Source organism: Photobacterium aquimaris (assembly GCF_002954455.1).
Taxonomy (GTDB): Bacteria; Pseudomonadota; Gammaproteobacteria; order Enterobacterales; family Vibrionaceae; genus Photobacterium; species Photobacterium aquimaris.
The window spans coordinates 439,816-462,719 of sequence record NZ_MSCC01000002.1; the positions used below are offsets into that span (position 1 = coordinate 439,816).

At 38.3% G+C, this 22,904-nt stretch carries 16 protein-coding genes and 1 pseudogene; 11 read left to right on the forward strand and 6 right to left on the reverse strand.

Going from position 1 to position 22,904, the window contains the following annotated elements; translation table 11 throughout:
- Window positions 1–77: 77 nt before the first annotated feature.
- The 4 genes from hcp to BTN98_RS12955 all read right to left on the reverse strand — a co-directional run bounded on the left by hcp (window position 78) and on the right by BTN98_RS12955 (window position 8,580).
- Window positions 78–1,739 carry a hydroxylamine reductase gene (hcp, locus tag BTN98_RS12940; RefSeq protein WP_060997220.1) on the reverse strand — a complete coding sequence of 554 codons (1,662 nt, stop codon included), beginning with the start codon at window positions 1,737–1,739 and terminating at the stop codon, window positions 78–80.
- 179 nt (window positions 1,740–1,918) lie between these two features.
- A complete protein-coding gene (gene norR, locus BTN98_RS12945; protein ID WP_060997219.1) occupies window positions 1,919–3,442 on the reverse strand; it encodes a nitric oxide reductase transcriptional regulator NorR in 1,524 nt (507 codons plus the stop codon).
- Between the two features lie 163 nt (window positions 3,443–3,605).
- Complete coding sequence (locus tag BTN98_RS12950) at window positions 3,606–7,523, reverse strand: AsmA family protein (protein WP_060997218.1); 3,918 nt, start codon at window positions 7,521–7,523, stop codon at window positions 3,606–3,608.
- 277 nt (window positions 7,524–7,800) lie between these two features.
- Window positions 7,801–8,580 (reverse strand): SIS domain-containing protein, encoded by a 780-nt coding sequence (locus BTN98_RS12955; RefSeq protein WP_167390205.1) that lies wholly within the window; start codon window positions 8,578–8,580, stop codon window positions 7,801–7,803.
- 141 nt (window positions 8,581–8,721) lie between these two features.
- Here BTN98_RS12955 and BTN98_RS12960 point away from each other — a divergent pair.
- Window positions 8,722–9,349 (forward strand): annotated as a pseudogene (locus tag BTN98_RS12960) (N-acetylmuramic acid 6-phosphate etherase).
- Window positions 9,350–9,403: 54 nt separating this feature from the next.
- Window positions 9,404–9,574 carry a hypothetical protein gene (locus BTN98_RS20345; RefSeq protein ID WP_156451828.1) on the forward strand — a complete coding sequence of 57 codons (171 nt, stop codon included), beginning with the start codon at window positions 9,404–9,406 and terminating at the stop codon, window positions 9,572–9,574.
- A 299-nt stretch (window positions 9,575–9,873) separates the two neighbouring features.
- Here BTN98_RS20345 and mltC read toward each other — a convergent pair whose 3' ends face one another.
- A complete protein-coding gene (gene mltC, locus BTN98_RS12965; protein ID WP_060997216.1) occupies window positions 9,874–10,995 on the reverse strand; it encodes a membrane-bound lytic murein transglycosylase MltC in 1,122 nt (373 codons plus the stop codon).
- Window positions 10,996–11,415: 420 nt separating this feature from the next.
- On the opposite strand from mltC, the gene katG reads away from it, so the two are divergent.
- From katG to BTN98_RS12985, 4 genes are all read left to right on the forward strand, one after another.
- The gene (gene katG, locus BTN98_RS12970) at window positions 11,416–13,599 is read left to right on the forward strand and encodes a catalase/peroxidase HPI (protein WP_060997215.1); all 2,184 of its coding nucleotides are present in this window, start codon (window positions 11,416–11,418) and stop codon (window positions 13,597–13,599) included.
- Between the two features lie 287 nt (window positions 13,600–13,886).
- Window positions 13,887–14,129 (forward strand): hypothetical protein, encoded by a 243-nt coding sequence (locus BTN98_RS12975; RefSeq protein WP_060997214.1) that lies wholly within the window; start codon window positions 13,887–13,889, stop codon window positions 14,127–14,129.
- 247 nt (window positions 14,130–14,376) lie between these two features.
- A complete protein-coding gene (locus BTN98_RS12980; RefSeq protein WP_060997213.1) occupies window positions 14,377–14,730 on the forward strand; it encodes a hypothetical protein in 354 nt (117 codons plus the stop codon).
- 226 nt (window positions 14,731–14,956) lie between these two features.
- Window positions 14,957–15,724, forward strand: coding sequence for a TerC family protein (locus BTN98_RS12985; protein WP_060997212.1), 768 nt, complete (start codon window positions 14,957–14,959; stop codon window positions 15,722–15,724).
- Between the two features lie 57 nt (window positions 15,725–15,781).
- Here BTN98_RS12985 and BTN98_RS12990 read toward each other — a convergent pair whose 3' ends face one another.
- The gene (locus tag BTN98_RS12990) at window positions 15,782–16,354 is read right to left on the reverse strand and encodes a cytochrome b/b6 domain-containing protein (protein WP_060997211.1); all 573 of its coding nucleotides are present in this window, start codon (window positions 16,352–16,354) and stop codon (window positions 15,782–15,784) included.
- Between the two features lie 186 nt (window positions 16,355–16,540).
- Here BTN98_RS12990 and BTN98_RS12995 point away from each other — a divergent pair, with 186 nt between their 5' ends.
- From BTN98_RS12995 to BTN98_RS13015, 5 genes are all read left to right on the forward strand, one after another.
- Window positions 16,541–18,382 (forward strand): hybrid-cluster NAD(P)-dependent oxidoreductase, encoded by a 1,842-nt coding sequence (locus BTN98_RS12995; RefSeq protein ID WP_060997210.1) that lies wholly within the window; start codon window positions 16,541–16,543, stop codon window positions 18,380–18,382.
- A gap of 181 nt (window positions 18,383–18,563) precedes the next feature.
- The gene (locus BTN98_RS13000) at window positions 18,564–20,552 is read left to right on the forward strand and encodes a bifunctional metallophosphatase/5'-nucleotidase (RefSeq protein WP_060997209.1); all 1,989 of its coding nucleotides are present in this window, start codon (window positions 18,564–18,566) and stop codon (window positions 20,550–20,552) included.
- Between the two features lie 472 nt (window positions 20,553–21,024).
- Window positions 21,025–21,234, forward strand: a complete 210-nt coding sequence (gene cspE, locus BTN98_RS13005) for a transcription antiterminator/RNA stability regulator CspE (protein ID WP_060997208.1) — start codon at window positions 21,025–21,027, stop codon at window positions 21,232–21,234.
- A gap of 239 nt (window positions 21,235–21,473) precedes the next feature.
- On the forward strand, window positions 21,474–22,091 hold the full coding sequence (locus BTN98_RS13010; protein ID WP_105030020.1) for an ABC transporter ATP-binding protein: 618 nt from the start codon (window positions 21,474–21,476) through the stop codon (window positions 22,089–22,091).
- A 4-nt stretch (window positions 22,092–22,095) separates the two neighbouring features.
- Window positions 22,096–22,875 carry an ABC transporter permease gene (locus BTN98_RS13015; protein ID WP_060997207.1) on the forward strand — a complete coding sequence of 260 codons (780 nt, stop codon included), beginning with the start codon at window positions 22,096–22,098 and terminating at the stop codon, window positions 22,873–22,875.
- Window positions 22,876–22,904: the final 29 nt, after the last annotated feature.

Here is a 22,904-nt window from a genome sequence, read left to right on the forward strand (position 1 = left end):
TATAAAAAACGAGATGAATAAATAAAGCCTCTGCTATTTAAGTAAATAGCAGAGGCAATAATATTATGTGCTTGAGATTACGCGCCTAAGATAGTTTTAAGATCTTCCTCAGGGGTTGAGATTGGACGCATATCGAATTTTTCAGCAATAATTGCCAATAGATTATCAGTTAAAAATGCAGGCGCTGTTGGACCTGTGTAGATACCTTTGACACCCAATGCAAATAAGGTCAATAAGATCACAATCGCTTTTTGTTCAAACCAAGATAATACTAATGTTAGTGGTAACTCATTGATACCACAATCAAACTCTTTCGCTAACGCGAGTGCTAATTGAATAGCAGAATAAGCATCATTACATTGGCCTACATCGAGTAAACGAGGAATGCCATTAATATCGCCAAAGTTATTTTTATTAAAGCGATATTTACCACAAGCAAGCGTTAAAATTACTGAGTCTTGAGGGACTTGTGCTGCAAAATCAGTATAGTAACTGCGTTCTGCTTTATCACCATCACAACCACCAACAAGGAAGAAGTGGCCGATATTACCTTGTTTAACTTGATCGATAACGGCAGGTGCGGCTGCCATTAATGCATTACGACCAAAACCGATAGTGATCATATGTTCGATTTCTGTGTGCTTAAAGCCATCTAATGCTAATGCACAATCAATAACTTGAGCAAAATCATCACCGTCAATGTGCGTGACACCAGGCCATGCTACAATGCTACGTGTAAATATACGATCTGCATATTGACCTACATTTGGGTTAATTAGACAGTTTGATGTCATTACGATTGCGCCAGGGAAATTCGCAAATTCAAGTTGTTGATTCTGCCAAGCACTACCATAGTTACCCACTAAGTGAGGATATTTTTTTAGTTCTGGGTAGCTGTGAGCTGGTAACATTTCACCATTGGTGTAAACATTAATACCCTTACCTTCAGTTTGTTGTAGAATTTTTTCAAGATCATGCAAGTCATGTCCTGATACTAAAATACATTTGCCCTGAATTGGCTTAACGTTAACTTGGCTCGGTACGGGATGACCAAAGGTATTGGTTTCGCCTAAATCAAGCATTTCCATTACTTTGTAGTTCATTAGGCCAATTTCCATTGAACATTCAAGTAATGCATTAAGATCAGTTGGATCTGTGCCTAACCAACCCATGATGTGATGGTATTGTGTATAAATAGCATTATCTGTTTGCTCTAATACTCGCGCATGCTCCATATAAGCTGCAGCGCCTTTTAAACCATATAAGCATAATAAGCGTAAGCCAATCACATCTTCACTGATCGTTTCATAACCGCGGTTAACAGCAACCTGTGGTGCTAATGCTAAGATAGCGTCAATATTATCTGGTAATTCAAATTCAGCCACTGCTGGTAGGGTAGGTAATGGCTGTTGTGCAAGAGTCATTGCTGCTGTTACGGCTTGTGTTAAACGTGCCTTATAACTCGCCGCAATATTTGTTAGTGCTAGAATGCGATCACGATCAAAATTAACATTGGTTAACGTTGAAAAGAATGCACGCGGCGCCCAATGGTTAATTTCGTCATCAACAATATCAAACGTTTGTGCAAGATCTGCCCAGTATGATACTCCCTGTAAGGTATAAACTAACACATCTTGTAGATCTGAAATTTCAGCCGTTTTACCACACATACCTGCGGCGTAAGAACAGCCCTTTTTGATCGGTGTTTCTATTGTCTGTTCACATTGAATACAAAACATGAAAAAGCTCCAGCGTTTGATTATTTAATTATAAATATGATCTAATCACTACTTAGCATTAACTATGCCAGTTTTTATGTTATTGTTTTTACTATGTTTATTTTGTTTTGTATTTAGGTGTGTTGTTATAAATACATCGTCATTGATGTCTAAATAACATCATTGGTTCGGTGTTGATACTATTTGATCCCCAATTTTTTTCCCATACGATAAAGATTCCCACGATCCATTTGCAGGAACTCAGCCGATTTTGACCAATTTTTGTTTGTTTTTTCAAGAATGTGTTCAATTAGCTGTTTTTGGTACTCTTCGACTAATTGGCGCATTGGCTGTGATTGTTCAGGGAAAAATTGTGTTGTGTTTTTAACATCGCTGTCGAGAGGGAGATCAAAATATTGGGCTGTTATTGTTGTTTGTTCCTCTTGAATTGCCCGTAATGCTGCACGTGTAAGTGTATGTTCTAATTCACGAATATTTCCCGGCCACGATTTGGATTCAAGCATGTTTAATACTTTGGGATGAATATGTAAATTAGGAATATTAAATTGATGGCGGACTTTTTCTAGTAAATAACCCGCAAGCACAGGAATATCGTCATGGCGTTCACGTAATGACGGTACAAAGATAGGGAAGACATTAAGGCGGTGATATAAATCAGCACGAAAATGACCAAGTTCGACTTCGGCCTCTAATTGACGGTTGGTTGCTGCGATAATGCGAACATTAACATGTAAATGTTGATCACTGCCGACACGTTGCAATTCACCTTGCTGGATCACGCGTAATAATTTTGCTTGTAAAAGTAGCGGTAATTCGCCAATTTCATCTAAAAAGAGTGTTCCTCCATCGGCTAACTCAAATTTACCTGCTCGATGGCTGTTTGCGCCAGTGAATGCGCCTTTTACATGACCAAACAGCTCACTTTCGGCTAATCCTTCAGGTAATGCTGCGCAATTAACATAAATCATTGGTGTGTCAGCCCGCGAAGATTGAGCATGCAGCGCATGGGCAACTAATTCTTTACCAGTACCTGTTTCACCGCTGATTAATACCGCATAGTCAGATGTTGCAACAGTGGCAATATTAGTGCGCAATCGTTGCATTACTTGACTAATACCAATCATTTCACCTTGCTGTGAGCGTGCTTGTTGGATCAGGGTATCAGTCAGTGATTTTTGTTTTTTATGTTGATCTTTTAGGGCATTAAATTGGGCGATATTGCGTAATGTTGCTGCGGCAAGCGCGGCAAAGGTTTCAATGGCCACGGTTTCTATATTATCAAATGCGCCAACAGTCAGTGAGTCAAGTGTCAGGACGCCAACAAGTTGCCCCTCGACGTATAAGCTACAACCTAGGCAATCATGAATATCAATGACTTGAGCTTCATTTAATAACATACCGTTAAAAGGATCGGGTAATGGACAATCAGCATTAAATCGTAACGGCTCTTTGGTTGCCATAATCGCTTCTAAACGAGGGTGAGCTTGAGGGAAAAAACGACGTCCGAGCACCGCCGTTGATAAGCCTTTAACCGCGACGGGAATTAATAGCCCTTGTTTATCTAATACAAATAAAGCACTGGCATCGCAGGGAAAGACTTGGTCTATACCATCAATTAAATGTTGGTAGTGCTGATCACTGGCAAGGTTAGCACTAAGATTAAGGGCGATATTTAGTAATACATTATTGAGTTTTGAATTCATAACAACCTAGCAAGTATGAGTTATTCTATGTCAGCAATATTGATGTCTTTATCACATCATAGCTTGAAGGGTGATTCTTTATTTAAAAACAATAAATGATAAAAAAGATGGATCTGAGATCCATCTTTTTATTAGAAGGGTAACTGCCTAATCAATGAAGCAGTTATTGTGCTTGCCATATTCGTTGACACTCAGCACTGCCATTGGCAGCGATCGGTTTTTCAAATAACCATTGCAGTGGTGCAACAACTGGGCTGGTGGTAAACCGAACCGAGGTTTTCAAAATGGCTGATAGCGGTATTTCAAGATTAAATTTCTCAAACGTACCGTGAACTTCAACTGGAGTTTGCAAGCTGAAAATTTGGGCTTTTTTAGATTGCGGTGATAAATACAAATTGAAATCACGTTTCTTATAGCTAGCATCAAATGCGCCATGAACTTGAATACGGGAAGTATCTAGTAATAAATCACGTTGTTTCATGTTGCCATTATGAATATTAAACCCACCAGCGATACAATTGAGCACTGAATGATCTTTGGTGGTAAATGAGGGTAATACCGCATCAGCTAAACTTACCGCCCACAGATCAATAAGATTGGCTTGATAAGCTTTAGGCCATGCTGCAAAGCCAATAAAACCATTAGCGTTGTTCATTAAGCTCTCTGGTCTATTAGCAACACTGCTTAAATCAAATTTAGCGCTAATCTTACCGTGCATATCGGTTTTAGGATCGATACGACGCGCAATAATGCCATAGTCAAAGTTTTTAACTAAGCCATTAAGTTTAATCGCAAACTTATCCCCTTTAGCGGCAACAGAACCATCAATATTGATATCCCCACCAGGTAACTGAATATGCAATGGTTTCAGTGTTAGCAGGCCATTACGCAAGGTCCAATCTAATTTACCCGCTCCTAACCAATCTTTACCTGAACGGACATTGCCGACATTAAGTTTAAAATCGGCATTGAGTAAATTTAACCCTTGTGGGCTAATTACATCGACAGGTTGCTGCTTGGAGACAATAACAGGTTTTGATTTTTTGTCTGCTGGTAGCCATGCTTGCCAGTTTTTAAGTTTGAAATCATTGATCTGAATAAACGGTGCATTTAAAACTAGTTTTACATCAGGACGATTGCGACCATCACCTTTTAATGGCGGTAAAAAATCGCCATGACCTTTAAGGGTACTACTACCGACATTGATTATCATGTTACGCAGATGGTAACCGATGCGATCCATTGATAATGATGCTGCAACCTTAACAGGTCCATAAGGTGGTAATTTGATTCCGGTAAAGTCATCAAAGCGATTTAAGTTTGGTGTCGTCGCTTCAAAGGTAAGGTTAAGTCTTTTGGGATCAAGCGGTAATACAACTTGTGACTGAGCATTAACGGCAATCTCACCGACAGTTGCTTGAAGTTTGATGGGAATCGATTTACGACCATCATTGGCTTGTTTTAATGATACTGAGTCAAGGTTAATCGCCACCGGTTTATTGGCTGCTCGTCCATCAAGGGTAAGATGAGTTGCTGTATTTGGGCCAGTAACGAAATGACCTTGATTAAGCGTAATATTAAAGGCTTTTCCGGTGTAGCTATCAGCAAGTTTTAATTTACCTCCATTAAGCTGAGCATCAATTTTTGCCTGTTCCATTAACTCTAATAGGGTGCGACCTGATAATGATACTGCAAGTTTAGCACTATCTAAACTCATGCCGAGATTATTAACAATATCAAATTGCTGCAAAATGCGGCCAATATTAGGTTTATCAACGGCTAAATGTAATTGTGATTTAATCAGCAGATTATTAATGTTAAATGCAATATCACCATGATAAACACTCCCCGCATAACTCGCACTAAATGGTGATGTGCTTAGTTTGCCGTTACGCACTTTGCCTTTCAATGCCATATCATCAATTTGTTGTTGTGCCCACAGCATTTTATTGATGTGCAAATTAACATCAGCATCGGCAATAACGACTTTATTACTTAAAATTGGTACATCGAGGTTAACACCTTGGGTAGGGACGGTTTGCTCAACTTTAGGCAAAGCGGCTTTATCAACAAATTGACTTAACTGAGTAAAATCAAGGGTGTTAAATTGGCTATTAAGTTTTAAAAACTGATGGCCTTGTTGTGGTCGCCACTGTAAATTAAGTTTTCCCTGACTGTTAAGTAAAGTAACATTAGGAATATCAAGATCAAGCCATTCGCCAGTATTGGTCAGTTTGCCCTTGAAATTAATTTTGCCGTGCATTGAGGCGCGAGTACCTAACCATGGACTCAGTTTTCCTGCGTCGTTACTGTGGACGTTGATATCAAACCAACTTCCTTGTTGCCAGTCGGTATGCACTAACTTACCTTGGGCTTTTATATCAATCACAGGACTTGAGAAGTGCAGTGATGGGGTCCAATCGCGATGATTAATAATGTCTGATAATGTACCCGCCTTAGCAGTGACAGTAACAGGAATGTTCATTATCTTACCGCTAACATTAGAGCTGAAAGGTTGCTCCATGCCGGCCTGCAATTTAGCTTTATTAATTGCAAATGAAGCTTTAGCACCCCAGTCGACATTAGCATCATCAATGGTAAGCCCTAGTTGGCTGTTATCTAACCATTGTTGTAATTTTGTGCCTTCGGTCGTCAATTGTAATTGCGCGCTTTTAAGATGGCCAGTTGCGTTAGGTAGGCCTGAAATCCAGCCTGCCATTTCACCTAATTGTGAATCTTTAGCACCTAAAGTGACGTCAACGTTTGATGTCCATTCGGTAGCATCAATACTGGCGTTACCTTTAAAGGCAACATTAGCAATATTTGCAGCCATGGGGGCTGATAATTTGCCTTTTTCACCATCAATATTAAGTGAGATAGTGTTAACGGGAGTGCCTAGCCCTTTAATCTCGCCAATCGTCAATGCGAAATGAGTACGAGTTTTTACTAACCATTGTTCTAAGGCTTTTTGTAGTGGCGATTGTTGTGGTTCAGCGGCATACATAGTAGCACCCAGCATTTGTGGCTGCGGTTGTAACCATGGACGCAGGTCGATCTCGGGAATATTTAACTTTCCATCAATGATATTTAGTTGCTGCGCGTTTTGCGAAAAACTAACGTTGATATTGCCATTGGCTGAGGTAATAGGGCTGCGAACTTGAATATCTTTAAAGGCAAAACCAGTGTTTGATGCGCTAACGGCTGTCGTGATCGATAAGGGGGCAACATGGTAGAGATCAAGATCTAACAAGCTGGCAATTTGGCTGGTATCTTTCCAATTTAAACTGATATTTGCAGTTGAATCATCACCGCTATTAAACGGTGAGATGTTAGCATCAACATCTAATTGTGCTCCAGCAAAACTGCCTTTAGCAAATAATTGACCATGCTGATGATTTATTAATTTTTGCAGATCACCTGTTAGCGAAAGGTTATATTCACTTCCCATAGCATCACCTTTAGCGACTAATAACCATTTATCAGGCTTAGTCAGTGAAAGGTGATCGAGGTAACCGTTGTAATAGGTATTTTTGGTTTGATCTTCATAGTTGACGCTAACTTTGTCGGCATTGATGTTATTACTCAATACCAGTTTAAAGTCCGTTGATGACGTCGATTTTTCTGATGTGGGTTGTTTATTAAACTCCCAATTTTCATGCCCTTGTTGATCACGAAGTAGGTTTAAAGAAATATCTTTAAGATTAAGATAATCAATTTTGAGGGTATTTTGTAATAAAGGTAATACCGAAATTTTGGCCGCAATCTCGCCTGAAGTTAGCATTGGTTGCCACGGCATTGATTTAAGGTTAGCAATTGTGACATCACTTAGCTCTATTTCAGGGCTAAAAGACAGCGTTAATGCCATATTACCTTTAATATCCGTTTTACGATCAAGAGCTTTAGTTAGCCATTGGTTAATTTCATTTCGATGAGTACTTAGATCAAGTCTAACGCCATAGGCAAGCACACCCGAGAGAGTGACGATTGGTGTTAACAGTGCAACGAGTGTCCATAGCGCTACTTTCTTAAGGAGCTTTTTTTTGTGGACAGTCGGTGTGGATTGGGAGGTATCTTGTGTCATTACTTATTCAGTTTCTATCCGTGTCATGAAAAATTAATCCAGCAGTGATTATGAGTAAAACAATGACGTTTTACTGTATTTATTGTTAGCGCTGGAACAGTATTTTAAGCAAACTATTATACAGTGTGACATTCCGCAATGTCTGTGGTTCCATTCATTTTTCGTATTTTGATTGCTAAAAATGCATTGTTAGCGTTTTTTAGTGAAATATTCCGTCATACTTTAGGCATTAGCGGCTGATGTTGCTAATGATAGACAAGCGCTCTTGGTATTATTATTACGCCTGATGCTGAGGGTGTTGTGTCAATGCCATAAATAATAGATCAGTTAGAGTTTGTTGTGCTGCATGTGAAGCCTGTGAATAATTGTGTGGTGGAGATTGGGCCTGGTTTGATGTTTCTATTGCAAGTGTATCAAGCTTAAACTGTGCCAGTTGTCGTAATGGACTGGCATGAGCTGAAGTTAACGCAATTATCGTCGCTCCTTTATTTTTTGCATTATTTGCGGCGAGCAATGCATGCTGATGATTGCCGTCATAACAAAGATGACATTGAATATCGGCAGTTCCCAGTGTGTTGGCAATCTCAATTTGGCTATAGCAGTCTTGTTCTGAAATCGCCATCATGCCAAGTGTGAGTAGCTTAGCACTGAAATCTTTCGCCACTACAGCAGAGTGACCAAAACCGACCAGTTGAATACGGTCAGCATTGATAAATAATGCGACGATATTTTTAAGATTTTGCTCATCAATGGCATTGGTGGTTTCAATGATGGCATCTGTTTTTTGATGGGCCAATTTTTGAGCAATAGTTACTAAGGTATCACTCGCGTTAATTTGGTTTTGTAATTGTTGAGGATCATTACCTATTGCTTGTTGGCGGGTTAATTCTTCTTTTATGGCATTTTTAAAAGCAGGAAAGCCAGAAAACCCTAATTTTTGGGTAAATTTAACAATACTTGATTGACCAACGTTCGCTTGCTGTGCCAGTTGAAGAGACGACAATGACACAACTATCGTTGGTTGTTGTAATATTAAAGCGGCAATTTTTTTGCGCACTAGGTGATAGTTGCGATTTGATGTTATCAATCTTAGCAATAATCGTCATAGGCTTTATCTAGAGAGAGAGGGATGCCGCTATCATAACAAAAATAACAAAGCATCATGCTACCACTCATGGTTTTATTTTAGAGACTCATCATGAAAATAGATTTAACACAATTAGTTACCGAAAGTCGCAATTATGCTAGCCAAGAAATAGATACATTATCCACTATTGAGATACTGAAAGTTATTAATGATGAAGATAAAAAAGTAGCACTAGCAGTAGAGCACACCTTGCCAGCAATCACACAAACGGTTGATGCTATTGCTGCGGCTTTTCAAAATGGCGGTCGGTTAATTTATATGGGCGCGGGTACGTCTGGACGGTTAGGCATTCTTGATGCAAGTGAGTGTCCGCCTACCTATGGTAGTGCGCCTGAGCAGGTAGTCGGTTTAATTGCTGGTGGTCATCAGGCCATTTTAAAAGCGGTTGAAAATGCCGAAGATAATGCAGAAATGGGTGTTGAAGATTTAAAAGCGATTAATTTTTCAGAGCGTGATGTTCTCGTAGGTATTGCCGCCAGTGGTTGAACGTCAAAAACAGATTGTGATGCAGGCAACAGATTGTGAACGTGAACAAGCAAAAATTGCATTAACAGCCTCAAATGGTCATTGTAAAACAGCGATTGTAATGATATTAACCGGGGTTGATGTCGTCACAGCTACAGCACTTTTGCAGCAAAATAATGGTTATATTCGCTCGGCAATTGCTAAAAATGGTTAACTCATATTATTGTTAATATTATTAAAAATACACACACCAAATGGTGTGTGTTTTATGAGTTACAAAATATTATTATTATATTTTTTATGGGAGTTGCATATTAGTGATGGTTGGTTAGGACTAGCATTAAATCGACACAAACGCAGTGAAATTATTAATGCAAGCGCAGATGAAATAAATAATACTAATAGAAAAAGCATACATGCTCCAAAAGATTGTCCATAAAGAGTTGTACAACACAGTATGCAGAGACGATAGGTTTATTGTTATAGCAATGTCATATTAAAATAAGATTAAGGTCAATGTTTTTAAATAATATAAATATATTCTATATCACTAATATTTTATTTTTAATATAAACTTAACCTATGTTTAATGAGTCTTTATTTATTTTGATTAAATTTATATTTGAGTAATAGGCTAATATTACATATAGAAATATTTAAAGCTGCTATATAAAGAATAACTCCTATAATGTAGAGTTATTCGGTTAAGCAGCTTAATTAACTTATATATTACATAGCTTAAAATTCTTTTTGAAAATTAAGTACTTTTTCTAAATAACGACGAGCTTCCGCTTTGGGATGTTTATTGGTTAATGCCCAATATACCTGATTTGGTTGCAATTGATTGAGATCGTTCATTGCTTGTTTTCTATCAGTATCAAATGTTGCCAATACACCGCCAGTCCCGCCATTATAGGCTGAAATCATGGTGTAGTGCTTGGTCGTTGGGTGCTTAACTTCTTTGAGATAGCGGTTTTTTAAAATATAGAAATAAGCAGTACCAGTATCAATATTATTTGCGGGATCAAATAAATATTCTTTAGTTGGAATACCGGGTTTATTTTTGACTAAATTAAAAACATCAGCACCTGCAGTTTTAGGAATAACTTGCATTAAGCCGTAAGCACCAGCATGACTGACTGCATATGGATTAAAACTACTTTCTGTTTTTACGATAGCGTAAATTAAATCTTCATTAATATCATAACGTTTAGCTGCTTTTCGAATCAGATCGGCATATTGATATTCACGTTGTTCAAGATGATCATTGACCATATTAATTTCAACATAATACGCAGTACCATGTTGAAGTTTTTTTGTTTTAAGCTTATTTGCAATTAAATAATCAGCATATTTACCTGCACGCCAAGGCCATTGAATATTTTGATTTTGATGATCTTTAACTTGGCCTAATAAAAAAGGCTTACCTTTTAGCGGAATTGACTTATCACTAAATAGGTCAACTTGAGATGGATCTGCTGGCATTAATAGGGTTTCTTCAATCGCTTTTTTTAGTGTTGCTTGTGGCGCATAATTAGCAACGGTAGACACATAGATCTTACCATTATCAAAATCAATATGAGCACGAGTTCGGTAACCATCAAAATATTTCACATAGCGATGCTTTCCGGCTTGTAAATAATCATCATCTCCCCACTGTTTTTTGACTTGATTCTCAAGGTATTTAAATAATGCGAGACGTTGTGCTTCAGTAAAGGTGGCATGATTATTATTACCATTTAGATTGTTATTTCCAACACTCGTTGATGGCGTACAATTATAAATACAATCAGGCGTCGATGGCGATGAACATGATACGGTTAATAAACAACTAGTGACTGCAAGCCAAGCTTTTTTCATTATTATCCCTAAGTATTATGATCCATGATGAGCAGTGAAAATATCAATGACATTTTGGTATATTTATCCCGAAAATATTATTGATTAAATAAAGGGTTAGTTTACAGAAGCGCTTTGATTTTGTGAGTGCATTTTTTTAATGGTTACGATGAGTTTTTTTTATCTGTTAATATTTCCTATTTGATAAGTATTACCTATTGAAGTAATAGAGAACTAATATTGTCTTTATTTATTTTAGTGCTATAAATTATATCCAACGAATAAATGAGCCTAAGTAGTAACGGTGTATAAATTTAAGTCATTAGATTTTAAATTTATCCATCAAAAGAACGTTACGATATTTTTTGATTAGACTATGTTTATAAACAATATGCTATTTAGTGATTATCAATAATCATACGAACAATTAGGATAATAATAATGTCAAAGTGCCCTTTTAATCATACACAAACTGTTAATCCATCGATTAATCCAGGTAATGGTACTTCTCCTAATGATTGGTGGCCAAATCAACTTAAATTAGGTTTATTGCATCAACACAGTAGTGAATCAAACCCAATGGGTGCTGATTTTGACTACGCAGCGGCATTTAAAACATTAAACTTAGAAGCCGTTAAGCAAGATCTTCGCAACTTAATGACGGATTCACAAGATTGGTGGCCAGCAGACTTTGGTCATTACGGTCCTTTCTTTGTTCGTATGGCTTGGCACAGTGCAGGTACTTACCGTACTTCTGATGGTCGCGGTGGTGCAAGTACTGGTAACCAACGTTTTGCGCCATTAAACAGCTGGCCTGATAACGTTAACCTTGATAAAGCACGTCGTTTAATTTGGCCTATCAAGCAAAAGTACGGTAACAAAATCTCTTGGGCTGACTTAATTATCCTTACAGGTAACGTTGCTCTAGAATCAATGGGCTTTGAAACAATTGGTTTTGCTGGTGGTCGTGTTGATATCTGGGAACCTGAGCTAGATGTTTACTGGGGTAAAGAAAAAACATGGTTAGCTGATGATACTCGTTACGAGAAAGATGACGCACAACGTGATCTAGAAAATCCATTAGCAGCTGTTCAAATGGGTCTAATTTATGTAAACCCAGAAGGTCCAGATGGTAACCCTGATCCACTATTAGCTGCACATGATATTCGTGAAACATTTGCACGTATGGCAATGGATGACGAAGAAACTGTAGCACTTATTGCTGGTGGCCATACATTTGGTAAAACCCACGGTGCTGGCGATGCAGCTCAAGTTGGTGCAGAACCAGAAGCTGCGGGTATCGAACAACAAGGCTTCGGCTGGGCATCAAGCTACGGTTGTGGTAATGCTGCTGATACTATTTCAAGTGGCTTAGAAGTAACTTGGACTACAACACCGACACAATGGGGTAATGGTTTCTTCCACAGCTTATTTAGCCATGAGTGGGAACTAGAAAAGAGCCCTGCAGGTGCGCACCAATGGATCGCTAAAGACGGTCGTGATGAATACCCAGATGCGTTTGGTGAAGGTATGCACCGCGGTACAATGCTAACAACGGATATCTCATTACGTGTTGATCCTGTTTATGCTGAAATTTCACGTCGTTTCTATGAAAACCCAGAAGAGTTTGCAGCAGTATTTGCACGCGCTTGGTTTAAACTGACTCACCGTGATATGGGACCTCGTGCACGTTACTTAGGTTCTGAAATTCCAACTCAAGAATTTATCTGGCAAGATCTGATCCCTGCAGTTGAATATGATGTTGTTAACGATGCCGATATCGCAACACTAAAAACAGCAATCGAAGATTCTGGTTTATCAGTACGTGAGCTTGTATCAACAGCGTGGGCATCAGCATCAACATTCCGTGGTTCTGATATGCGTGGTGGTGCTAACGGTGGACGTGTTCGTCTAGCGCCTCAAAAAGATTGGGAAGTGAACGAGCCTGCTCAACTTGATAAAGTATTAACAGTACTTGAAACTATTAAGGCAAACTTTGCCAAAGAGATTTCTCTTGCTGACTTAATCGTACTTGCTGGTGGTGTTGGTATTGAAATGGCAGCGAGAAAAGCTGGCCGTGATGTATCTGTACCGTTTGCAGCTGGTCGTGCTGATGCAACTCAAGCACAAACTGACGTTGCTTCATTCTCAGTCCTAGAACCTATCGCTGATGGTTTCCGTAACTTTGAAAAAGCTAAATACACCGTTGCAATGGAAGAGCTATTGCTTGACCGTGCACAGTTACTAACGCTAACAGCACCTGAAATGACAGTGCTAATCGGTGGTATGCGTGTTCTTGATACTAACTATCAAGCGAGCGAGTTTGGTGTATTTACTGACCGTAAAGAAACATTAACTAATGATTTCTTTGTAAACCTACTTGATATGGCAACAGTATGGAAACCAACCTCTGTTGACCAAGATATCTTTGCTGGTACTGATCGTAAGACAGGCGAGCAGAAGTGGATGGCAACACGTGTTGACCTAGTATTTGGTTCTAACTCTCAACTACGTGCAATTGCTGAAGTATATGCATGTGCCGATGCTGAAGATAAGTTCATCAATGACTTTATCAATGCGTGGGTTAAAGTAATGAACGTTGACCGTTTTGACCTTAAAAAATAAGGTTATAACTCGGTAGTATCACTACTTGATAATATTAAATGAGAGGTGCTGATTATCAGCGCCTCTTTTTTTGGGCGTTATTTTGTTATTTTCAATATTGAAGGTAAATACTCCCACTATTTTCTATTGTGAATATTCAATTTATTCTGTCATTCTCGACAGTGAATACCCAACTTACCCGTAAAAAACAGAAACAAAAACAGGAAGGAAAAACAGAGGACAGCCATATCCTTGCACATCAACCATGAGCTCTACAATTAAGCTTCAAGTTGCTTATGGTGAAATTAATGACAATCTCAAGACGAAAATTGATCGAGCCTCAAATCACGCCTTTTTATCATGTGATTAACCGCTGCGTACGGCGTGCATATTTGTGTGGCGACGATCCGTATAACGGCAAAAACCATCATCATCGTCGAGGTTGGATAGTAAATAAAATCAAACAATTAGCATCTGTATTTTGCATTGATGTGTGTGCTTATGCAGTAATATCACGCTGGTTGCAGTTACTGAATGGCAGCAACGACTAGGCAGTATTTGCTGGTTTATGCGCTGTATTAGATGAAAATACCGCAATAACCGTCAGGATTGTGGGTGCTGTCGATTGTGAAATATATCAATAGTATTGTTTTAACGGAGAATATAAATAATAAGCTGCAATTTTTGTAGTAGAAGAGTTTGTTTAAGGTGGAATAATTTGTTTTTTGGTGGAGCTATTTAAGACAAATCTGCATAGTAATAAACGTGTTATGCGGCGTGATGTGAATGGAGGTAGCCTTGAAATTATCAGTCATAGTTATAGATGCAATTAATAAGTACAAAGATGATCTAGAGTTATTTTTGTCGTCAGTATTTAATGTTGGATGTCATGTTGCTATTAACTCTGAGTTTCGTTGTGCTGTTGTCATTGAGCACTCAGGTCGTATTTGTGCGTGTGGGTTTGGCTATGAGCGGAAAATGTATCAAAATCAGATATATTTCAAAGGTGGTATCGTTGGTGGTATTGCTGTGAGCTCTCCGCTTCAATTTATTATTTTGATAAGCAGCAAGGTAAATGGAGTCAATTTGTTTATCGGGGGTGTATGGTTAAATCGTACTCATCTATACAGTTATCAGAAAAGTTGGTTATAGAGTTCAAAGGGTGTGTGTACTAGCTCTTTGGTAAGATATCGGTTGATATATATTCTTAGTATGAATCAATCAAAATCCATTACATTTGGTTACATTTGTTGTGTTTTCATTTTCTGTGTTTACTGCTCAAATACACCCTCATTCTTTATTGAGGTATCAAAACACATATGGACGACCCCTCGAGTTGTTCTTTAATTCCTAACTCCATTTCTGTGGAGTTTGTTCAATGCTAGAGTTATTTCTTCAGCCTGAAGCATTAATGATATTTGCGACCCTATTTGCACTTGAAGTGGTATTAGGCGTCGATAATATTGTATTCATTTCTGTACTTTGTGAACGTTTACCAGTACACCAACGTAAAATGGCCCGTAATCTTGGTATTGCACTCGCTGTCGCTGCGCGTATCGGATTAGTGTTCTCTATTAGTTGGGTAATGTCGTTAACACAACCATTAATTAATGTGTTGAGTTATGATTTTTCTGGACGTGATTTAATCATGATCGGTGGTGGTGCATTCTTATTAGCTAAAAGCTTAAAAGAATTATGGATGTGTTTTAGCCATGCTCATCAGCAACAAGCAAGTACAGTAAGAGCCGGTATTGCATTAGTATTATTGCAGATTGTCGCAGTCGATGCGGTATTCTCAATGGACTCAGTGATCACTGCGGTTGGTTTAACCAACGAAGTGCCTTTGATGGTTGCGGCTATTCTAGCGTCAGCGGTCATTATGGTTCTATGTGCTGAGAAAATTAACGATTATGTGATGCGTTATCCTGGTTTGAAAACATTAGCACTACTGTTCTTAGTGATGTTAGGCGGTATGTTGATGGCAGAAGGTTTTGCGATTCACTTGAACAAAGGATATGTGTATTTTGCAATGGCCTTTGGTTTAATTATTGAAACTTGTCATATTCTACTTAAAAAACAGAATAAGAAGGTTATTAGACGAGTCTATCCGCAACGATGTGGCGGTTGGGCAGTTAAAGCAAAGTAAGCCTCAAATAAAAAAGCAGAGCCTTGAGCTCTGCTTTTTTTGTTCTTTTTATAGTGACTATTGAAAGCGCTTACGTTCAATAAAGAAATGCAATAATGCCATGCCACCATGACCAATCAAATAAGCCTCAATAAGCCCTGTTAGTGATTTATGAATTTCACGTGCATCGTTGGCATAAGGGGAGTGATTGAGCCACAGCACAAGCCAGATTAATGCAGCAGCTTCAATTAAGATTAATGCACCAATACCTAATCCTTGAATAACATTACCGAGACCTTGTTCACGAGGTTCTGGTAACTTGCCTTTTAAAATCTGCTTTAGATCGTCTTTTAAAATAGCATTTTCACCAAAAAGATAGGGAAAGAATTGTTTAAAAGATTGTTTGGTTAACATGAAAATTATCATGCCAATCGTAGCAAGTACTGTTAACGATCCTAAAACAATATGCACCCATAAAAATAGTGTATTAAATATGCCAGCTTTTACTGCACCAGTATGAGTCATGTGAACTAGATTACTGTTTAATATTTGCAGAATAATTAATCCTGCAAGGGTTGTGTGTAGGTGGCGTAACCCTACATTAGGAAAGTAATGAACAATGTAGCGCCAAAAGGATCGTAAAAGGGGCATATCGTCTCCAAAAGAGAATTAGGGTATGAATAATAAATGTTATAAATCTAGCATAACTAATCGTTTTCTATATGTAATTATTTGCCACTACTAAGCAAAATAATTATTCATAAATAAACTATTGGCTGTTTATTTGACAATAAATGTTAAATAATTGGTTCGAATTTATTAGGAATGTTTCTGTGTATGGAGATCACCGTGAGCCAATCCTCAACAATACCAACATTATCACATATACATGTTTATCCCGTGAAATCGATTGCGGCGTTAACTCAATCTCAAGCCTGGGTTGAAAAACAAGGGCTGGCGTTTGATCGGCGTTTTATGGTGGCCAGTGATGATGGTGCGATGATCACTGCACGTAAATATCCTCAAATGGTTAAGATCAGTGCAACATTGACCATGACAGGGTTAGTGCTGCAATATCCAAATAAAGCCGATCTTGTTTTACAGTATGCTGATTTTGATATGAAAGATGCAGTAGCCACGGTCTGGAATGACAATTTTAATGCTTATACAACCACGGTAATAGCCAACCAATGGTTCAGTGACATTATTGGTCATTCAGTACAGTTACTTTTTTGTGGTCAACAATCTCAGCGGGTACGACCTAAAATTGGACATAACGTTAGTTTTGCTGACGGTTATCCGCTATTGATTATCAGTGAAGCATCATTAGCAGCGTTAAATGAACGTAGCAGTGAGCAGCACACAATGGCACAATTTCGAACTAATTTAGTGGTGTCTAATACTGAGGCTTTTGCAGAAGATGGCTGGAAGCGGATCCGTATTGGTGAGGTAGAATTTGAAGCTGTCAAACCGTGCTCACGTTGTATTTTAACGACGGTTGACCCTCTAACGGGCGAATTTAGTTTACTTAAAGAGCCATTAAAAACCATGGCAACGTTTCGTGCAGATGCACAGGGTGAAGTGTTTTTTGGCCAAAATTTAGTGGCGATTAATGAGGGTATTATTCGTACTGGCGATGAAATCGAAATACTTGAAACACAACCGAAGCCAGTGTATGCCGATAATATAGCCACGAAATTGCAACTTACTTGCATTGAACGAGAAGAGATTGCCGCTGATTTCACGACGTTTTGGTTGGAATCACACCAGCAATCTTCATTGCCGACTTATTTACCCGGTCAACATTTGCCGTTACAACTTGAAATTAATGGTGAGTTTATATCACGCAGGTATACGCTCTCATCTAGTCCTTCTCGGCCTGGGCGCTATGCTATTTCAGTTAAACGTATTGATGATGGCCGCGTCTCTAACTGGTTACACCAATATTTTCAAGTTGGGGGTGTATTGGTCGCTGACAAACCTAATGGCGATTTTCACCTCGGTATTCATACGGATAAATTATTATTACTGTCAGCCGGGAGTGGTATTACCCCGATGCTCTCTATGCTGAGATATTTATCTGATAACGATAATGTTCGTGATGTTGTGTTTTATCATCAATGTAGCACCGAAGCGGATATTCCTTCGTTACAAGAATTACATCAACTTGAAAATATGCATCCATCGCTTGATTTGCGGATTGTACTTAGCCAACCACGACGAGATTGGCAAGGTGAATCTGGCCGTTTAAGTATCAGTCATTTAGCAATGATCAGTGATTTAGATAAGCGGCAAGTGTTTGTTTGTGGCCCAGACGCTTTTATGGTGGCGGCTAAAAAACTATTACTAAAGATGGGAGTCTCCCCTGCACGTTACCATCAAGAAGCCTTTGGTCCTTTACATGGAACATTATCCCCAAAACAAACCCTAAAGCTTAATATTAATGGGCATATTTTTAGTGGTAATAACCAGAAAACATTATTAGAGCAGGCCGAGACGGCGGGTATTAGCCTTAATTACAGTTGTCGAGCTGGTTTTTGTGGCGTATGTAAAGTGACATTAGCCTCTGGGCAAGTTGAGCAGCCTGATGTTCCCGCATTATTACCGCAAGAAAGGCTGCAAGGTAAAGTGTTGGCATGTTGTTGTATACCTAAAACCGATCTAAAAATCACCCAGTAAGTTTTTTATCAATAATAAAAATGTTGATTTAAACGGCTTCTTATTAAAGAAGCCGTTTTTGCATTAATTCGAAACAAATAAGTCATTTAAAAGAACAATATTTTGATACATGCTACTGAAAAGGTATTTGATGTGGAGTATGCTTGCGGCGCAAACGATTACAATAAAGTAAGGATCACGTATGTTTAATAAGCCACTCATCGCATTATCTATCGCTTTAGCGCTTTCAGGGTGTGCAACACCACCTGCGGTTCAGCACCAACCATTCTCACTGACGGTTGCTCATATTAATGATACCCACTCTAATTTTGACCCAGTGAAATCAAGCTTTAAAGCTGATGGTACACGTGTTTATAATGAATTTGGTGGCTATCCTCGCCTACAAACGATGGCAAAGGAATATAAAGACGAAGCTAAGCAAGAAAATCAAAGTTTACTGTTTCTACATGGTGGCGATGCATGGCAAGGCAGTGCATATTTTAAGTTAAACCATGGTGCAATGAATGCGGATATACTCAGTAAAATGGGCTTAGATGCAATGGCATTGGGTAATCATGAATTTGATTTAAATAATAAAAAACTTAATGCTTTTATTAGTAGTATTAATTTCCCTGTGTTAGCAGCTAATATTGACACTAGCCAAGATGCCGATCTGAAAAATCAAACTAATTTACGTCCTTACCAAGTATTTGCTTTTGATGGTAATAACAAAACTATTATCAAAGATATTAATCACTTACCAAAAGATAAAAACATTGTTGCGGTATTTGGTTTAGCACTTGGTAACATGCAAAATATTGCGCCTAATACGGGTGATGTTAAATTTAATGATATGGTGAAAACAGCGCAAGCGACAGTCGATATGCTACAAAGCAAAGGGATTGATAATATTATTGCATTAACCCATATCGGTAACGCAGTTGATTTAGATGTTGCATCGAAAGTGAATGGCATTGATTTAATTGTTGGTGGACATTCACATACATTATTAGGTGACTTTACTGATTTAGGGTTAAACAATAATGGCATATATGCTCAGATGGTTAAGAACCCTGACGGTAAATCTGAAACTTGTGTTGTTCAAGCTGGAGAGTATGCACAAGCGATTGGTCGAGTAAATGTAAGCTTTGATGCTAAAGGCGATGTGACCCAATGCGTAGGTCATAATACATTGCTAAGTAATGATGAATTTTATCATCATGCAGATCGAAGTAAAAAAGATAAATTTAGTCCGGTAGAAACGACACGTGTAGAAAAATTTATAGATAATCATGAGAAAATCACCATAGCTGATGAAGATGTTTTATTACGTCAGCGTATTGATAGTAAATATAAACCTGCTGTTGATAAAGCATATGGAAAGACCATTGCTCAAGTACCTCAAGAAATTAAACATGAACGTCGTCCTGGCGATCGCGGTAGTGATAACCATGGTTCAGATGTTGCGCCATTAATTGCTGAAGGACAATATTATTGGGCAAATGAGCCTCAAGTACAAAAAGTCACTGGCATGAAAGTGGATTTCTCTTTGATCGGTGCTGGTGGTATTCGTACTAATATTGAAGCTGGGCAATACCGTGAAGGTAACGTATCTTTAGAGCTATTACCGTTTTCTAATTTTATGTCAGTTGTTCCAGTTAAAGGTTCAGTGATTAAGCAACTATTAGAACAAACGGTTACAGCGACGCTTCCTGAAGGTTCTCATGCAGGTAAATTCCCGTATGGTGGCCATATTCGTTATAAGTTTACAGAAACAGTGGCGCATAAAGCAGGTAAGCTTAGCAATGTAGAGGTAATGACTGGTACTGAGCAGCACCCTGTGTGGACACCACTTCAAGATAATAAAATTTACAATGTTGCAATTAATAATTATAACGCAACGGGAAATGATGGCTGGACGCCATTATATCAAGCACAGAAGAAGCATTCTGGGCGGGTAGATCTTGCTTATATTGATGGTAAGCTTACTGGGTTTAAAGTTAACAATATTGAGAAAGTAGGCGATAAATACCAAGTGAACTACCAAGGTGCAGCGCCAAATTGTAAAGCGGCTAATACGGTTTGTAATACCGATGCTCAAGCATTTATTGATTATATCGAGCAGGATCGTCCGCAATTAGTGCCATTGACCTATTCTGTTGTAACATTCGATCGTATTACCAATAAATAATAACGTTCGAATCAAATATAATGAGTAACATATTAATTATGTTGCTCATTGCTATTTATCGTCTAAAAAATGAAGATCTATTCATATTTTATTGAACGTAATATATGGGATTGATATACGGTATAAGTTGATAAAAAATGAACAATTTCAGTGTGTTGCTCTAAATTAAAATAGTTATAGATGCCATTTTTTCAAGTGTAATGTCTTGAATGATAAGTAATAAAAAAAATTATTATTTTTAGACCGTTAAATATTAAAAAAAAGGCTATACAATCGAACCAATTTCATTAGTATAGACATCGGCCTGTAATTCAGACCTATTTATATGTAACATTATGTTTTAGAAAACCTTCTCTGTAACGCTTTACCAGTGTCATGAAGCTTTCCACTCATAAGCTATAACATAAATAATTCTTTTTCTGGCTATATTACGCAATTTTGCGAATTATTTAATACAATATTGGAGACAGTCATGTCTAAATCAACTGGTATCGTTAAGTGGTTTAACGAAGAGAAAGGTTTCGGTTTCATCACTCAAGACAACGGCGGCGCTGACGTATTCGTTCACTTCCGTGCTATCACTGGCGAAGGTTTCAAAACTCTTGCTGAAGGCCAAAAAGTGTCTTTTGAAGTAGAACAAGGCCAGAAAGGTCCTCAAGCTGCAAACGTTGAAGCTATCTAATTTGCTTTGTCGTTAAAGTTTGTAAAATACCGACATAATGTCGGTATTTTTTTATTTAAATTTTAGGTTGTTACTATTTTCCAGCCGCTTTATTGATCATACTAATAAAGATTATCAAATCAAACTGTTTGTGTAATTCACGGTTTTTTATACACTTATAGCACTCTTTTTAATGACTATTGTGTTATCTCATGATGAGTTTACCGTCCAACACTATCTCAAAATTAATATGCTTATGTATGTTTGAATTACGCTCAGGCTTTGAGCATTCTCAGTTAAATCCACTCACTATTTCTTTATCATCAGGACAACACTTAGCCTTATCAGGAGCATCTGGATGTGGCAAGAGTAGCTTATTACAAGTGATAGCTGGCCTTAAACCACCTCAGCATGGGCATTTTAGTTATCAACAGCAAGTTATTGATGCTGTACAGCTGTCTTTTTGGCGTCAACAAATATGTTATTTACCTCAGCAAGCAGTGATGGGAGCTGAAACTGTGTTAGAGGTATTAGTATTAGCTTGGGATCTTAAAGCGATGTCATCTGTAATAACGAAACCATCGAACCAAGAGTGTGAGCAAGCATTATTACAAGCAGGATTAAAGACAGCTCTTGATAAGCAGGTCGCAATCTTGTCTGGAGGTGAAAAGCAGCGCTTAGCAATTGCCCGCGCAGTGCTGATGCAACGGCCTGTGTGGTTAATGGATGAACCAACTTCAGCGTTAGATCCTGCTGCACGTAATACCATCATTGAGTTAATAGCTTCATTAAACGTCATCTGCATTTCGGTATCCCATGATCCTCTGTGGCTTGCGACAGCAGATAAAGTTTATAACATGGATATAGAGCAGGAATAGACCCATGACCACAACGATCACTCATTCTATCGATTTACATTGGTCAGCAATGGCTGGGTTTTACTTATTATTATTGATTCCATTAGTGTTATTTCAGCGTTGGCAGCTCGGCTTGAGTCGTACAATGATCACATCTGTACTGCGAATGACATTACAACTTTCTGTGGTCGGTATTTATTTACATACCTTATTTGGTTGGCAGAGTATTAGCCTTAATGTGGTTTGGTTAACGGTGATGGCTCTGTTTGCCAGTTATACCATTTGTAAACGATCTGAAGTTAACTTAAAACGTGTATTGCCAGCGGTTATTTGTGGACAATTTGTCGCGTTATCAGTGGCATTACCTGCAGTTTTAGCTGGTGTTATTCAAGTTTCACCGTGGTGGCAAGCACAATATATGATCCCTGTTGCAGGGATGTTGTTGGGCAATAGCTTAACGGCAAATGTATTGGCGCTGTCGCGTTGGAGCAGTCTGCTCAAGGAAAGTCATCATGAGTATCAATATTATTTAACGCTAGGAGCACCACATCCTGCTCAACCTTTTATTCGTACGGCGTTTAAAGCAGCACTTGCGCCACAGTTAGCATCAATGGCGACATTAGGTATTGTTAGTTTACCCGGTATGATGACAGGTCAGATTTTAGGTGGAGCAATGCCACTGGTGGCGGTTAAATATCAGTTAGTGATTATGGTAGCAATTTTTGTATCAGGTGTGCTGTCGGTGGCAACCACATTAACGATTGTTAATCGGCGTTCATTTGATGTCTATGGTAATGTGTTGTGATTTTTTTGAGAAAATGAGTAAAATAAAAC

What these genes read in the sequence shown, in the direction of transcription:
- BTN98_RS12995 (WP_060997210.1), top strand. Translation starts at nt 16,541, where the DNA reads ATGGAGATCACCGTGAGCCAATCCTCAACAATACCAACATTATCACAT.
- BTN98_RS20345 (WP_156451828.1), top strand. Translation starts at nt 9,404, where the DNA reads ATGAGTTACAAAATATTATTATTATATTTTTTATGGGAGTTGCATATT.
- BTN98_RS13000 (WP_060997209.1), top strand. Translation starts at nt 18,564, where the DNA reads ATGTTTAATAAGCCACTCATCGCATTATCTATCGCTTTAGCGCTTTCA.
- cspE (WP_060997208.1), top strand. Translation starts at nt 21,025, where the DNA reads ATGTCTAAATCAACTGGTATCGTTAAGTGGTTTAACGAAGAGAAAGGT.
- katG (WP_060997215.1), top strand. Translation starts at nt 11,416, where the DNA reads ATGTCAAAGTGCCCTTTTAATCATACACAAACTGTTAATCCATCGATT.
- hcp (WP_060997220.1), bottom strand. Translation starts at nt 1,739, where the DNA reads ATGTTTTGTATTCAATGTGAACAGACAATAGAAACACCGATCAAAAAG.
- BTN98_RS13015 (WP_060997207.1), top strand. Translation starts at nt 22,096, where the DNA reads ATGACCACAACGATCACTCATTCTATCGATTTACATTGGTCAGCAATG.
- mltC (WP_060997216.1), bottom strand. Translation starts at nt 10,995, where the DNA reads ATGAAAAAAGCTTGGCTTGCAGTCACTAGTTGTTTATTAACCGTATCA.
- norR (WP_060997219.1), bottom strand. Translation starts at nt 3,442, where the DNA reads ATGAATTCAAAACTCAATAATGTATTACTAAATATCGCCCTTAATCTT.
- BTN98_RS12985 (WP_060997212.1), top strand. Translation starts at nt 14,957, where the DNA reads ATGCTAGAGTTATTTCTTCAGCCTGAAGCATTAATGATATTTGCGACC.
- BTN98_RS12975 (WP_060997214.1), top strand. Translation starts at nt 13,887, where the DNA reads ATGACAATCTCAAGACGAAAATTGATCGAGCCTCAAATCACGCCTTTT.
- BTN98_RS13010 (WP_105030020.1), top strand. Translation starts at nt 21,474, where the DNA reads ATGTTTGAATTACGCTCAGGCTTTGAGCATTCTCAGTTAAATCCACTC.
- BTN98_RS12990 (WP_060997211.1), bottom strand. Translation starts at nt 16,354, where the DNA reads ATGCCCCTTTTACGATCCTTTTGGCGCTACATTGTTCATTACTTTCCT.
- BTN98_RS12950 (WP_060997218.1), bottom strand. Translation starts at nt 7,523, where the DNA reads ATGACACAAGATACCTCCCAATCCACACCGACTGTCCACAAAAAAAAG.